The following is a 13408-nucleotide window of genomic DNA, read 5'->3' on the forward strand; positions in this document are numbered from 1 at the left end:
TTATTTCTTAATAAAAAACCGTAAAATCCTTAAAATTTGTACCATTAAAAGCAGTTTAGTGTGTCCCTTAACACCGCTTGATTTCTATCCTTAAGAGAGGAAGCTATTTTTTCTTAAAAAACCCTAAAATTCCTCAAGAGAAAATTTCATCCCTCTTTTCAAAAAGAGGCCGAGGGTCATAAAAAAGTTCTATCCTTGAAATAAGCCCTTTTTCCACTTTCATAAGAACAGCTGCAGGAAGCTTCCCAATCGGATCTTGAAACTCAAAATCATAAGCCAGCATAACTTCATGGCCTGCTTCGAACTTGGCACGTATGGTTATCTTTTTTAAAAGATCACAAAGGTGCTTGGCAGCCTCAATAACAGCTTCTTTCCCTGTCATTTTTGCAAGAGGTCCAATGAATTGCACATCAGGATGTAGGTATTGTCCAAGAACTTGAATGTTTTTTTCATCCATTGCTTTATAATAAGCTTCGACAACAGCGAGATTAGTTTCCATAAGATTATTCCTTTATTTGATTGACACATCATATTGGTTATAGTAAACTATATTCAATATGTCAAATCAAAAAAAGAGACCTTATTCTTCCGAAACGAGACGTGTGCAGGCCGCACAAACGAGAAATCGTATCCTTCTTTCTGCACGTGAGCTTTTTCAGGAAGAAGGCTTTGAAGCCGTCACCATTGAAAAAATTGCTCATTTATCAGATGTTTCAATTCCAACAGTTTATGCGCTTTTTCAATCAAAGCGTGGTATTCTACGCACACTCATGGATTTGGCACTTCCAAAAGAAAAGCATGACGCTCTTGTCGAGAAAGTCTATCAAGAGAAATCAGTCAAAAAACGCCTCCTCCTTGCAGCTCAGATTTCAAGACAACTTTATGATGCTGAAAGATCCCAACTTGATCTCTTCCGAGGCGCAGAAGTTTTAGCGCCAGAATTTAAAGAACTTGAGAAAGAAAGAGAAGAGCGTCGCTATAAAAGATTAGAAAAGAGCATTAAAATAATGGCAGAAGAAAAAGTTCTGCCAAAGGAATTAAGCATATCAAAAGCCCATGATATTTTCTGGACTTTCACAGGGCACGATATCTATCGTATGCTTGTGATTGACCAAGGATGGGCATCTGAGGAATACGAACAATGGCTTGGTCAAACATTAATAAAAATGTTGCTGAGAGAAGAGTTGAAAAATCCCATCGATACGCTCATTTATGAAACTTAAAGCTAATAGGAATTTTATGATGCTTCTGCAAAATGGAAAATCTGTACGTAATTTAGTTTGCTCTTCTGACAATCATTTTACGCCTGAAAAAGATAGATTTGTTGAATCTATTCAAAAAGGACTTTCAGATGCAACAAAAGAACATTTAATAAGCACGAAAGAAATTAAAAGACGTCTTTTAAATAAAGAGAATTAAAAATACCTCTCAGATAATAAAGCACTTTTTCCATTTTACTTTAAATCTAAAAAGGTCTCCTCAATCTGAATTTTTAAGGTAAATCCATCTTAAACTTAAAATTCTTTCATAAGAAAATAAGAATCATTGTAAAATGAATGAAAAAAAGAAACTTTTCTCTCTATATCTCTTCTACAAAATAGGGTACAAAAACGCACTACATCTCTAGTTTAGGGAGTAACGAAATTCTTAAATATATTTTATTTTGGAGATTCTTAAAATGAAATGTGCATTTGTTTTTCCAGGACAAGGTTCTCAAACCGTTGGAATGGGACGTGAAATATACGATGCGTTCCCAGAAGCCCGAGACGTTTTTCAAGAAGTTGATGAAGCGTTAGGACAAAACCTCACACGATTGATTTTTGAAGGCCCTCAGGAAACACTTACCTTAACTGAAAATGCACAGCCGGCTCTTATGGCTGTGAGTATAGCTCTCTTACGTGTTCTTGAAAAGGCAAAGTTTGATCTTAAAACATATGTTCAATATTTAGCAGGTCATTCTTTAGGGGAATATTCAGCTCTTTGCGCTGCTCAAACCTTTTCACTCAAAGAAACAGCAAAACTTCTGCGCCTGCGAGGACAAGCTATGCAAGAAGCCGTGCCTCTTGGAGAAGGAAGCATGGCAGCTCTCCTTGGTCTTGAGCTTGAAACAGTCGAAGACTTATTGAAAAATATATCTCTAAAGGATGAAGTTTGTATTATTGCAAATGACAATTCAATGGGTCAGGTTGTTATTAGTGGCCATACAAAAGCAATTGAGAGCGCTCTCACAGAGGCTACAAATCGCGGCGCCAAACGATGTGTCCTTCTCCCTGTAAGCGCTCCCTTTCATAGCCCTTTAATGGAAAAAGCAGCTTTAAAAATGAAAGAAGCTCTCGCGCACGTCTCTGGGAAAGATCCAATTATTCCTGTTTTTTCAAATGTTACAGCAGAGCCTATTTCAGATTTTAAAAAGATACGAGAGCTCCTTTATGAGCAAATCACACATCGTGTTCGGTGGCGCGAAACAATTCTTAATATGGCAACGCTTGGAACGCATACATTAATAGAAGTTGGGGCTGGAAAAGTTCTCACGGGACTTACAAAACGCATCGATCCTGATATAACAACATATGCACTTAATACCCCTCAAGACATTGAAATCTTTTTAAAAACACTTTAATAAAACCAATAACATCTTTAAATAAAGGAGAAGACATGTTTAATCTTTCGCATAAAATAGCCCTTGTAACAGGAGCTTCGGGAGCCCTGGGAGCCGCCATTGCCACGCTTTTTCATGAAAGAGGTGCTTTTGTTATTCTTTCAGGAACACGCCAAGACGCTCTTGATTCTTTAGCACAAACACTCGCTGAACGGGTTCTTGTCTTACCTTGTGACCTCTCAAAAGCAGAAGAAACCAATACCCTTATTGCGCGCGCTGAAGAAAGTGTTGGCCATATTGATATTCTTGTCAATAACGCCGGATTGACAGCTGATGGGCTTCTTATGCGTATGAAAGATGAAGATTGGGCTCGGGTTTTAGAAGTTAATTTAACAGCCACTTTCAGGCTTACACGTGCCGTTTTAAGGTCCATGATGAAAAATCGTTTTGGACGGATTTTGAATATTACTTCTGTCGTGGGCGTTTCTGGCAATGCAGGCCAAACAAATTATGCTGCAAGCAAAGCAGGCCTCATTGGATTTTCTAAATCTCTTGCTCTTGAAGTTGCCTCGAGAGGAATTACTGTCAATTGTATTGCGCCAGGATTTATTGGCTCTCCGATGACGGAAGTTCTTTCAGAAACCATAAAAGACCAAATTCTTAAATCCATTCCCATGGGACAAATGGGGGTAGCAAAGGATATTGCAAATGCAGCTTTATTTCTTGCAAGTGATGAATCATCTTATATAACAGGACAAACACTTCATGTGAATGGTGGGATGTTAATGGTATAGTTTTTTGGGTCTATCTCATTTAAAAAGTCTTTACAAAAAGTGTTTGAAGCGTCATAAAGGGCAATATGCTTAAATTTTACATTTATCTTAAGCATGAAACCATGCTTAAATGAAACAAGCAGCTGAGCCTTAAAGGCTTAGCATTGATATAATTTTTAATGAAAAAGGACGAACGAGATGAGTGATGTTACTGAAAGAGTCAAGAAAATTGTTGTTGAACATTTAGGCGTAGATGCCTCAAAAGTAACCGAGAACGCAAGCTTCATTGATGATTTAGGTGCAGACAGTCTTGATACCGTTGAACTTGTCATGGCCTTCGAAGAAGAATTTGGATGTGAAATTCCAGATGAAGCTGCTGAAAAAATCTTAACTGTTCGTGATGCTATCGCATTCTTAGAACAAAAGTAAAAAGTCCCATTTTTTAATCCGAACGGGAAAATGTACTTAAAAATTTTGATTAAAAAACCCACAAACGAAGTTTTTTAATCAAAAGAATTCTAAGATACTTAGATTTTGGGTATTTATTTTTTTAAGGAACAATCATGCGACGTGTTGTTATTTCAGGTCTTGGTCTTGTAACTCCACTTGGAGTAGGCGTCCCTTATGTATGGGAGCGCCTTATTTCTGGGCACTCCGGTATTCAAAAAATAACCTCTTTTGAGACCGAAGACCTTCCGACTAAAATTGCAGGACAAGTCCCGCGCGGAACCACCCCAGGGTCTCTCAACATTGAAGATTTTGTAAGCCCAAAAGATCAAAAAAAGATGGGGGGTTTTATTCTATATGCTTTAGCAGCCGCAAGTGAGGCCTTAAAAGATGCCAATTGGGCTCCAACAGATTCAGAATCTTTGGAACGCACAGGTGTGCTTATTGGAGCGGGCATCGGGGGACTTCTTGAAATTGCAAATAATGCTCTTGCGCTTGAGTCTCAAGGTCCGCGCAGAGTAAGTCCTTTTTTTATTGTTTCTTCTCTTATTAACTTAGCTTCCGGCCAAGTTTCTATTAAGTATGGGTTTAAAGGGCCCAATCATTCCGTTGTCACTGCCTGTGCGACAGGTGCGCATGCCATTGGAGATGCTGCAAGACTGATCCAATATGGAGACGCTGATGTTATGATTGCAGGGGGAGCTGAATCTACCGTATGTCGACTTGGGATTTCAGGGTTTAACGCTGCACGGGCTCTTTCAACGCAATACAATGATATGCCTACAAAAGCATCGCGTCCTTGGGATAAAGGTCATGATGGGTTTGTTATGGGAGAAGGAGCGGGTATTGTCGTTCTTGAAGAGTATGAACATGCCAAAAAACGGGGAGCTCCTATTTATGCTGAAGTTTTAGGGTATGGTCTTTCGAGCGATGCCCATCATATAACTGCTCCTGCAGAAGATGGAGATGGCGCTTTCCGAGCCATGAAAAACGCTCTCAGAAATGCAAATCTTTCGTCCGAAACAATTAATTACATTAATGCACATGGCACAGCGACACCGCCCGGTGATCGTGCTGAACTCCAAGCCGTGGGAAGGCTCATGGGAAACAATCGTCATCAGGTTTCCATGTCTTCTACAAAATCTTCCATCGGACACCTTTTAGGTGCTGCAGGAGGTGTAGAAGCCATTTTTACAATTTTAGCGCTTAAACACCAAATTGTGCCTCCTACACTTAATCTTGAAAACCCACTAGATGAAGCTCAAGGATTTGATCTTGTTCCTTTAAAAGCAAAAGAAAGAAAGGTTCAATTTGCAATTTCAAATTCATTTGGATTTGGAGGGACAAATGCTGCTCTTGTTCTTGGGAACTTAATATCATAAGATCTTTAAGATCTCTTCTTCTCGAAATATATAAAAAGCTTTTGCTTAAGATTAAAGAGAACACTGAAAGGGCCTGTTTGGGATTTTATAAATGAACATACCCCCTAAAATTTCCTTCTTTATAAAACTTCTAAAGGGTCAAGGAAGTGTTCTATGTTACTTTTTTGCTTTTACAATTCTCCTCATGACTGTTTTCTTTTGTTATAAGAAAACGTTTGCGCCAGGTCCTTTAAAAAGCTCTTTTACACTCGTTATTCCGAAAGGCACACGTACCCTTCAAATCGTCCATCTCCTTGCAGAAAAAAAAATTATTGATAGTCCAAATTTTTTTCATCTTTTATGCCGCCTTAATCATAAACCCCTTAAAGCTGGAGAGTATACTTTTTATCCTTGGATTAGCGCGTGGGAAGTTCTTAAAATTCTCAATGAAGGACGTGTCGTTGTTCATAAATTCCGCGTTCCTGAAGGGCTATCCTCCTTTGAAATCGTCACAAAGTTAAATATGACACCTTCTCTTTCTGGATACATTATTGATATTCCCCCAGAAGGAACTCTCTTTCCCAGTACTTATTTTTTTCAATATGGAGAAGACCGACATACACTTTTGAATCGTATGGAAAAAGCCATGCAAGAAACATTAAAAGTATTATGGGAAGGAAGAATACCTAATCTTCCTTTAAAATCTCCAGAAGAGGCCCTTATTCTTGCCTCTATCGTTGAAAAAGAAACTGGCCAAAAAGACGAACGCAGACGTATCGCTTCAGTCTTTCTAAATCGTTTAAGAAAAGGAATGCCTCTTCAAGCAGATCCAACAGTTATTTATGGGTTAACCTATGGGCGAAAACTTTTGAATCGTTCTTTATTAAGAGGAGACCTAAAACAAGAATCCTCTCATAACACCTATCTTCTTTTAAGTCTTCCTCCAACCCCTATTTGTAATCCAGGAAAAGCTTCTTTAGAAGCTGTTTTGCATCCCCTTGAAACAAAAGAATTATTTTTTGTCTCAAATGGTACAGGGGGCCATCACTTTTCACATACATATGCAAAACATGCAAAACATCATGCTGACCTTCGCAAACTTCGAAAAACTTTTGCCCGTCCTCAAGATTAAGGATTTTCAAAAGAGCATAAAATAGGTATTGTAAAGACAAAGATTCATATTTCTTTTTATCTTGTCGCTTCCTTTCTCTTTTTGTAATTCGGATCTCTTATCTATGTTGAATGCCTCTCTTTCTTCTTCCACGTTTTCCATTCAACGACGTGGAATTATGTTTATTCTTTCATCTCCTTCAGGCGCAGGAAAAAGCTCCATTTCACGTGCTCTTCTTTCAAGTGTTAAAAACTTAAAGATGTCTGTTTCGATGACAACAAGACCTAAAAGACCGAAAGAAATTCATGGATTGGATTATGACTTTGCTGACATTGAAACATTTTCAAAAATGATTTCCGAAAATAAATTCTTAGAATACGCTAAAGTTTTCGGCCATTATTATGGAACGCCACAGGCTCCTATTGCAGATTCTCTTGCATGTGGACAAGACGTTCTTTTTGACATTGACTGGCAAGGAACACAGCAAATTGCACAGCATTCACGGGGGGACATGGTAAGTATTTTTGTCCTCCCCCCTTCAACAGCGGAACTTGAGAAAAGACTTAAAACACGTGCTCAAGATAGCGATGATGTTGTTGCCAAACGCATGGAAAAGGCAGCCGATGAAATGAGTCATTGGGCTGAATATGACTATGTCATCATCAATGAAGATCTCGATCACAGCATTGAAGCTGTAAAATCCATTATTCAAGGAGAACGGTTTCGAAAGTCCCGCCAGGTAGGTCTTTCAAATTTCGTAAAAGACCTACGCTCTGGCAAATAACCTAAGGTTTTGGTGCACCTTCTGCATCTTTTGAAACTTGAGCTCCTTTTTCGTAAAGCTCTAAAAAGTTAACGGGCGCCAAAAGAACAGGAGGAAGACCGCTATCTTTTGTGATGTCCGAAATAATGCCACGCACAAAAGGAAATAAAAGTCTTGGACATTCAATGAGGAGAAAAGGCTTTAAAATTTCTGCAGGAAGCTTTGGAAGAGAAAAAACACCTCCATATGAAAGTTCAATTAAAAAAAAGAGATCATCTGATTCTTTTTCACCTTTCTTGTTTTCTTTTTTTTGGTCCCCATTTGGAGCACCCGTTGCTTTAACATGCGTATTTAAAATCACTTCAAAATGATTTTCTCCAACCCCTTGTGCTTGAACTTCAATGTTCACAGAAAGTTGAGGAGGCGTTGTAAGGCCTTTTCCTAAAATTTCAAGAACACGGGGGTTTTCAAAAGAAAGATCTTTAATATATTGCGCTTGAACCTGAAGAGGCGTCGCAAGAAGCGCATTTAACGCCTGATTAAGGTCTTGGTTTGGTTGATCTACGGGTGGTGGCGTTGACATCTCTACCTCTTTCTTTTGATTTCTAATATTAAAATTTCATACAATCTCTACAGTCTTCTAAAAGAGTATCGATAAGGACTCAAAAAATCAAGGTGTTACCCCTTTTTTGCCTCAACAATACAATCCTTTTTTCAAATTTTAGAAGTATACGTCCAAGAAAGTGGTATAAAATTGAAAAAAGGCCTCCGAAAAGGGATCGTAGAGCGAATTGGAAAGCGTAAAAATGTGTATAGACTGAAGAAGGTGACTCTTGTCGAGATTTAAAAATTCAGGCTTTAGGCTCTTATTTCCAAATTACAAGCTCTGAAGTAGCTCTGAAGCAACTCTGAAAAATGAGTTCAGAATCCCCTTAAAAAATATTTCTTTTCTGGATCATTATCGTTTCTTTTGATTTCTAGGATGACCCCTTTGTTAAGAAGCTCTATAAGGGATGCCCGCACTTGTCGAGTTGACATACCAATGGAATCTGCTATTTGCTTTGTTGAAAGGCCAGATGAATCTTCTAATAAATCTCTGATTTTTTGCTCAGTTGAAGAAAGTTTTTCTTCATGAATTTTTTTCTTAAACAATGTAACTCGAAAAGATGTTCCAATTTCTTCAAACGTTGGCTTTTGCAAGCCTGCTGATTCACATGCGTCTATAATGCGATGAACTCCGCTTCCCCAACGTTCAATAAGTTTTAATTCATGAAAAACTCTAGAAATTACTCGATTCCTAATTTTGGACACTCCTGAATAAAAGTTATCGAAAGTCATTCCAAATGGCAAAAGCCCAGGATTTTCAATTTCAAGTCGGTCATTGTAAAGAGCAATTCTAATAGGAGATCCACCGAGACTATAATCACAATGCAAAAGTGCATTTATCAGGCTTTCTCTCACTGCAACTTGTGGCAAAGACCATTCTTCTTTGTGTTGCAGATCATTAATATGAATAGAAACGTTTAAATGTTTGCGTATAAACATCATCGCTTCTGGAATAGCGATCACAAAAGGAACATGGATTTCTTGAGAATCAATAATATGAGCTCTTGTTTCCCCTTGGAAACTACCAGCTTGAATCCACGCATCAGGTAGGTATCGAGCTTTGTTTTTTGAAAACAAAAGAACTCCACCATAAGTGACAGGACATGATTTTGCAGAATCATGCTCTCTATCTGCAAGAACGCCCATAGTCATCAGGTTTTCTGTCTTAAGTTTTCGAACAGTGGGAAAAGCACCTTTGACAAGATCCATATCAATATCTTTTATAGAAGACCCAGGAGCCTCTAGCTCATCAAAGAGTTTGGGACTTTTAGTGCGTCTTAAAGACTCAATCATGAAAGAATCCGCCACTCTATTGGTGGACCCGACACGTACATAAGTTGAAGAGGACTCTCCCTTAAGCTTGAAATGGTAAGGACGAGAATTTCCAGGAAATACCTCGATTATCAACAAGTCTTTCCCTTGGTAAGAAATAGTTTCAATATTTGGAACAACGAGGGGTTCAATAGAATCATATATAGAAGATGCTAGTTTTTCTTCTGCTTGCTGAACATTCTCAATCCCTTTGATTACTTTAGTTTTATCTTCAATTCCCAATACTATTTTTCCACCAGATGTATTAGAAAAAGAGATGATCGTTGTCAGAATTTTTTGAATAGGATCGACTGTTTCCTTGAATTCAAGGACTTTACTTTCATTTTGAGTAAGAGTTTTTTCTATATTCATACTCTGAAATTTACTCTGAAGTAACTCTGAAGTCAACTTCTTTTAATTCTCGCTGTTTTATGATTTTCATGAGTTCTTGGGCATTTAATACCATTTCCCTTTGACCTCCATTTATTCCTGGATAATCTGTAAGAGTAATAACAGCATTATAAATATCTAAACGTGTAAATTTTTTTGTTTTTAAAACCCATACAAATTCCAAAAGAGTATAAGAGGAAATAAAAGCTTCACCTTTTTTAGAAAATATCTTTAAAAAAATTTTGGGATTTTTTTGCTTGATTTAAATCATCTTCTAAAAAAGCTTGGGCGAGAATATTCGTACGACACCTATCATCTTAAGTTTTCATTCCATAGTAGATACTGCTTGGGCAATAGCATCATCAATCTCTTCTATTGACATAGGAGACATCTTTTGATGTTTTCCTTGCCCAAAAAATTCCCTAATGTTTCTTGTTTTTGGATATATTTCTACTATTTTGTCTTTTCTTAAGTTAAGTAAGTTTTGATTCATGATTTAACCCTAAAGATTCTCTGACATTTCTAGGAATAACAATCTGACCTTTTCAAGAAACAGTAGCTTTAATCTGCAGAGCATACTTTTAATTAATAATCCATTAATAAAACAAATTAACACAGCTTAATTAAGATTTAAAAGCAATCTCTATATCCTTACCACAAAAGGCTATTCCTATCTTTATTATTTTTTTTGACAGCGGGATAAGATTTAAGTTTATCTTCATAATTTTTTGCCTCTATTTGATGGAATGGAGTGCACCCTCTGCAGCTTTCTTTAAATTATCTTCTTTTTGTGCAATTTTATATTCTAAAATAAGACCAATCAGATTTTTGAGAAAGGTATTTGTGGCATGCTAAATCCTTTAATATACCTCATTAACCTCTGTATCTTTTACTTTTCATTAAGTCACTTAAAATGACTTATTGAGGAGAAGATGACGTTGCCTCTTATAAACGAATAACTTTAAAAAGAAAGTCGCGTTTAGGGAAAAATATACCGTAAAACTTAGAGAATAGGAAAGAAAAGAATTATAAGGGATCAGAGCTGCTTCAAAGATATATGAGAAAGCATCTAAATTTACTGATTTTTTGAGTTTATAGAACGCACACTACATTTTAAAATGGTTAAGGTAAAATTTATTTTTTTGGCCCTCTTTAAAAAGAAAATTTAAAAGGTTTTTATTTTTTTATGTTATTTTAACTTGATTTCTCCAAAAAAGAGGTAGAATATAATAATTAATACATAATAGTTCGGAATATCTTTTATAATATCGTAAACAAAAATGTAAAAGATATAAACAAAGTAGAAACAAACAATAAAAATACTGGGAGCTGCTATGACAGAAAGTACCCAACATCTTCTTGAAAAAATTCGTCCACCACGTGTCGAAATTACATACGACGTTGAAATTGGTGATGCCATTATTATGAAACAACTTCCTTTTGTTGTTGGAATTATGGCTGATCTTTTGGGCGTTCCTTTAAATCCACCCACCAAACTTAAAGACCGAAAATTCATAGAAATTGATTCCGGTAGCTTTAATACTGTTATGGGAAAAATGGCACCTACGCTTCCTTTGCGCGTTCCAAACGTGCTTACGAATGAGGGAGGAGACCTTAATATACTCCTTACATTCAATACAATGGATGATTTTAACCCTATCAATATCGCAGGGCAAGTTCCCGAGCTCAATCAACTTTTGACAGCGCGTCAACATCTTTCTGATCTCTTAACAAAGTTAGACGGAAATGATACGTTAGATGGGTATCTCCAGGAAATTATTGCAAGCTCAGCTCTCCAAAAGAGCCTCCAAGGCGAGGTTCAAGCTGAAACCGCACAAGCAGACGCAAAGCCAGGTGATGTTCAACCAAAATCATCTACTTAATAAGTTACATTCGTCATTTAAATAAAGTAAAAAATCTAAACGAGACGGGGAGTACGAAAGAATGGCCGATCCAACACAAGCTCCAGGGACAACAACTTCAGCACCCGCTGGAAATTTTTTAGACCAAATGATCCAAACTGGTAAACTCGCCAGGGATCCTTCTCAAGTGCCGTATGCACGTCAGATGGTTCAAGAGTTCCTTAATCAAATCCAAGAACAAGAACCCGTGTCAACAACTGATTGTGTTGCGTTTATAAATCAACGTATCCAAGCTATTGACACTCTTTTGTCCAATCAGATTAATTTAATTCTACATGATCCACAGTTCTCAAAGTTAGAAGGTTCTTGGCGCGGTCTTAATTATCTCGTCATGAATACTTTTACAGGAACAGAATTAAAGTTACGTGTTCTTCATGCAACAAAAGAAGAACTTCTTGATGATCTTCAAAAAGCCGTTGAATTCGACCAAAGTCAATTGTTTAAAAAGATTTATGAAGAAGAATACGGTACTTTTGGTGGGAATCCTTATTCTTGTTTAGTTGGAGACTATTATTTTGGACCCAATCCTCAAGATATGGCCTTTTTAAGCAAAATGTCTGGCGTCGCTGCTGCTGCTTTTGCACCTTTCATTGCAGCTGCAGATCCAACAATGTTCAACTTGGATACATTTACGAATCTTGGTGTTCCGCGCGACTTAGCAAGTATCTTTGATAGTGTTGAATATGCAGAATGGAATGCTTTGCGCCAAACAGAAGATTCTCGATATATTGTTTTGACACTCCCACGCGTGCTCATGCGTCTTCCTTATGGTCCCAATACTGTTCCTGTTGACGGGATGAATTTTGTGGAAGATGTTACAGGAACCGATAATTCAAAATTCTGTTGGGGAAATACGGCTTATGCCTATGGGCAACGTATTACAAACGCTTTCTTCCTTTATAACTGGACAGCTGCCATACGTGGCGTTGAAGGGGGCGGGCTTGTGGAAGGTCTTCCTGCTTATACCTTCAAAACAACAGAAGGTGATATTGCTCTGAAATGCCCAACTGAAATCGCAATTACAGATCGGCGCGAAAAAGAATTAAGTGACTTAGGCTTTGTCGCACTTTGTTATTGTAAAGGAACAAATAAAGCTGCCTTCTTTGGAGCACAAACGATCCAACAACCGATTGTTTATAACACAGCAGAAGCAAACTCAAATGCTCAACTTTCTGCACGAATCACCTATATGCTTGCAGCTTGCCGTTTTGCCCATTATATCAAGTCCATTATGCGGGATAAAATTGGCAGTTTCATGACAAAAGATAATGTTGAAAATTATCTTCAAACATGGATCGCAAATTATGTGCTTTTGAATGACAATGCACCCGAAGAGTTAAAGGCTGAATATCCTTTAAGAGAAGCACGCGTCGATGTTTTTGACGTTCCTGGAAGTCCAGGCAACTACAAAGCAACCGTCTTCTTAAGACCTCACTTCCAACTCGAAGAACTGACAGCTTCCTTAAGGCTCGTTGCAACCCTTCCACCTCCTGCAGGAGGTTGATCCTCACCTTTAAAAAAATTCTAAAAAATAAAAAATGCTCACCAACTTATAGATTTTCTAAAATCGATGCGGGAGAAATACCATGGGTAATAATGTTAACATTGTCTTACAGTCCTCACAAGCAAGTCTGCTTGCCGGAAATGTTGCAACAACAGGATATACAAATGCGGTCCGGGTAGAAAGCTTTCCTGCTGTTATTATTAAAAATCCTTTTCGTCCAACACGCTCTGGAAATCGTAATCTTACAAACCCAGGAATATCACCGATTACAGTTATTGCACCTTTTGGAAGCGTGACACCCATGGCGTTTCAAGCTCTCTGTAATGGAAACAACGTTGGAACAATTACAATTACAGAACTTATCTCTGATGGCAAAACAGCTCAAACCCAACGTGTTTTAGTTCTAACCAATGTTTATCTTATTGAATGGGCTATGCAAGGAGATCGGGATGGAGGGTTATGCTCTTTTACGATGACATTTGACAGTCTAAAGCAGACACGTTCCTCCATAGGTCAAAATCAAAAAGCAGCTGGAAAAACCTCAGCCTCAACAAACATTAATACCTCCGCCACGGGTTAAAGAGGACAAACAAAAATAAGAAATATATTCATGAAAACCAT

The 13408-nt window shown here is 37.6% G+C and carries 15 protein-coding genes; 11 read left to right on the forward strand and 4 right to left on the reverse strand.

The window, feature by feature from the left end:
* Nucleotides 1–133 precede the first annotated feature (133 nt).
* The gene (locus JSS34_00615) at nt 134–499 is read right to left on the reverse strand and encodes a nuclear transport factor 2 family protein (GenBank protein ID MBS0184849.1); all 366 of its coding nucleotides are present in this window, start codon (nt 497–499) and stop codon (nt 134–136) included.
* Between the two features lie 58 nt (nt 500–557).
* Here JSS34_00615 and JSS34_00620 point away from each other — a divergent pair, with 58 nt between their 5' ends.
* From JSS34_00620 to gmk, 8 genes are all read left to right on the forward strand, one after another.
* On the forward strand, nt 558–1223 hold the full coding sequence (locus tag JSS34_00620) for a TetR/AcrR family transcriptional regulator (protein ID MBS0184850.1): 666 nt from the start codon (nt 558–560) through the stop codon (nt 1221–1223).
* 16 nt (nt 1224–1239) lie between these two features.
* The gene (locus tag JSS34_00625) at nt 1240–1419 is read left to right on the forward strand and encodes a hypothetical protein (protein ID MBS0184851.1); all 180 of its coding nucleotides are present in this window, start codon (nt 1240–1242) and stop codon (nt 1417–1419) included.
* A gap of 259 nt (nt 1420–1678) precedes the next feature.
* Nucleotides 1679–2620, forward strand: a complete 942-nt coding sequence (gene fabD, locus JSS34_00630) for an ACP S-malonyltransferase (protein MBS0184852.1) — start codon at nt 1679–1681, stop codon at nt 2618–2620.
* Between the two features lie 35 nt (nt 2621–2655).
* On the forward strand, nt 2656–3393 hold the full coding sequence (fabG, locus tag JSS34_00635; GenBank protein ID MBS0184853.1) for a 3-oxoacyl-[acyl-carrier-protein] reductase: 738 nt from the start codon (nt 2656–2658) through the stop codon (nt 3391–3393).
* 177 nt (nt 3394–3570) lie between these two features.
* Complete coding sequence (locus JSS34_00640; protein MBS0184854.1) at nt 3571–3801, forward strand: acyl carrier protein; 231 nt, start codon at nt 3571–3573, stop codon at nt 3799–3801.
* A gap of 134 nt (nt 3802–3935) precedes the next feature.
* The gene (gene fabF, locus JSS34_00645; protein ID MBS0184855.1) at nt 3936–5201 is read left to right on the forward strand and encodes a beta-ketoacyl-ACP synthase II; all 1266 of its coding nucleotides are present in this window, start codon (nt 3936–3938) and stop codon (nt 5199–5201) included.
* Nucleotides 5202–5292: 91 nt separating this feature from the next.
* A complete protein-coding gene (mltG, locus tag JSS34_00650; GenBank protein MBS0184856.1) occupies nt 5293–6312 on the forward strand; it encodes an endolytic transglycosylase MltG in 1020 nt (339 codons plus the stop codon).
* Nucleotides 6313–6415: 103 nt separating this feature from the next.
* Nucleotides 6416–7075: a guanylate kinase gene (gmk, locus tag JSS34_00655; GenBank protein MBS0184857.1), complete on the forward strand. Its 660-nt coding sequence runs from the start codon at nt 6416–6418 to the stop codon at nt 7073–7075.
* A gap of 1 nt (nt 7076) precedes the next feature.
* On the opposite strand, the gene secB is transcribed toward gmk, so the two are convergent.
* The 3 genes from secB to JSS34_00670 form a co-directional block, all read right to left on the reverse strand.
* Nucleotides 7077–7637: a protein-export chaperone SecB gene (secB, locus tag JSS34_00660; GenBank protein ID MBS0184858.1), complete on the reverse strand. Its 561-nt coding sequence runs from the start codon at nt 7635–7637 to the stop codon at nt 7077–7079.
* Between the two features lie 338 nt (nt 7638–7975).
* The gene (locus JSS34_00665) at nt 7976–9343 is read right to left on the reverse strand and encodes a putative DNA binding domain-containing protein (protein ID MBS0184859.1); all 1368 of its coding nucleotides are present in this window, start codon (nt 9341–9343) and stop codon (nt 7976–7978) included.
* Between the two features lie 343 nt (nt 9344–9686).
* A complete protein-coding gene (locus JSS34_00670) occupies nt 9687–9854 on the reverse strand; it encodes a hypothetical protein (protein MBS0184860.1) in 168 nt (55 codons plus the stop codon).
* Between the two features lie 841 nt (nt 9855–10695).
* Between JSS34_00670 and tssB the strand changes: the two genes are divergently transcribed.
* The 3 genes from tssB to JSS34_00685 all read left to right on the forward strand — a co-directional run bounded on the left by tssB (nt 10696) and on the right by JSS34_00685 (nt 13367).
* The gene (gene tssB / locus JSS34_00675) at nt 10696–11244 is read left to right on the forward strand and encodes a type VI secretion system contractile sheath small subunit (GenBank protein ID MBS0184861.1); all 549 of its coding nucleotides are present in this window, start codon (nt 10696–10698) and stop codon (nt 11242–11244) included.
* Nucleotides 11245–11305: 61 nt separating this feature from the next.
* Nucleotides 11306–12787 (forward strand): type VI secretion system contractile sheath large subunit, encoded by a 1482-nt coding sequence (gene tssC, locus JSS34_00680; protein ID MBS0184862.1) that lies wholly within the window; start codon nt 11306–11308, stop codon nt 12785–12787.
* 82 nt (nt 12788–12869) lie between these two features.
* A complete protein-coding gene (locus tag JSS34_00685) occupies nt 12870–13367 on the forward strand; it encodes a type VI secretion system tube protein Hcp (GenBank protein ID MBS0184863.1) in 498 nt (165 codons plus the stop codon).
* The last annotated feature ends 41 nt before the right edge of the window (nt 13368–13408 follow it).

The sequence above is a fragment of the Pseudomonadota bacterium genome, assembly GCA_018242545.1.
Classification (GTDB): domain Bacteria; phylum Pseudomonadota; class Alphaproteobacteria; order 16-39-46; family 16-39-46; genus 16-39-46.

Excerpts from the sequence above, each read along its gene's own strand:
- fabG (MBS0184853.1), top strand. The coding sequence starts at position 2,656 with ATGTTTAATCTTTCGCATAAAATAGCCCTTGTAACAGGAGCTTCGGGA.
- JSS34_00625 (MBS0184851.1), top strand. The coding sequence starts at position 1,240 with ATGATGCTTCTGCAAAATGGAAAATCTGTACGTAATTTAGTTTGCTCT.
- JSS34_00620 (MBS0184850.1), top strand. The coding sequence starts at position 558 with ATGTCAAATCAAAAAAAGAGACCTTATTCTTCCGAAACGAGACGTGTG.
- JSS34_00670 (MBS0184860.1), bottom strand. The coding sequence starts at position 9,854 with ATGAATCAAAACTTACTTAACTTAAGAAAAGACAAAATAGTAGAAATA.
- fabF (MBS0184855.1), top strand. The coding sequence starts at position 3,936 with ATGCGACGTGTTGTTATTTCAGGTCTTGGTCTTGTAACTCCACTTGGA.
- mltG (MBS0184856.1), top strand. The coding sequence starts at position 5,293 with ATGAACATACCCCCTAAAATTTCCTTCTTTATAAAACTTCTAAAGGGT.
- JSS34_00640 (MBS0184854.1), top strand. The coding sequence starts at position 3,571 with ATGAGTGATGTTACTGAAAGAGTCAAGAAAATTGTTGTTGAACATTTA.
- JSS34_00615 (MBS0184849.1), bottom strand. The coding sequence starts at position 499 with ATGGAAACTAATCTCGCTGTTGTCGAAGCTTATTATAAAGCAATGGAT.
- JSS34_00665 (MBS0184859.1), bottom strand. The coding sequence starts at position 9,343 with ATGAATATAGAAAAAACTCTTACTCAAAATGAAAGTAAAGTCCTTGAA.
- tssC (MBS0184862.1), top strand. The coding sequence starts at position 11,306 with ATGGCCGATCCAACACAAGCTCCAGGGACAACAACTTCAGCACCCGCT.
- secB (MBS0184858.1), bottom strand. The coding sequence starts at position 7,637 with ATGTCAACGCCACCACCCGTAGATCAACCAAACCAAGACCTTAATCAG.
- gmk (MBS0184857.1), top strand. The coding sequence starts at position 6,416 with ATGTTGAATGCCTCTCTTTCTTCTTCCACGTTTTCCATTCAACGACGT.
- tssB (MBS0184861.1), top strand. The coding sequence starts at position 10,696 with ATGACAGAAAGTACCCAACATCTTCTTGAAAAAATTCGTCCACCACGT.
- JSS34_00685 (MBS0184863.1), top strand. The coding sequence starts at position 12,870 with ATGGGTAATAATGTTAACATTGTCTTACAGTCCTCACAAGCAAGTCTG.
- fabD (MBS0184852.1), top strand. The coding sequence starts at position 1,679 with ATGAAATGTGCATTTGTTTTTCCAGGACAAGGTTCTCAAACCGTTGGA.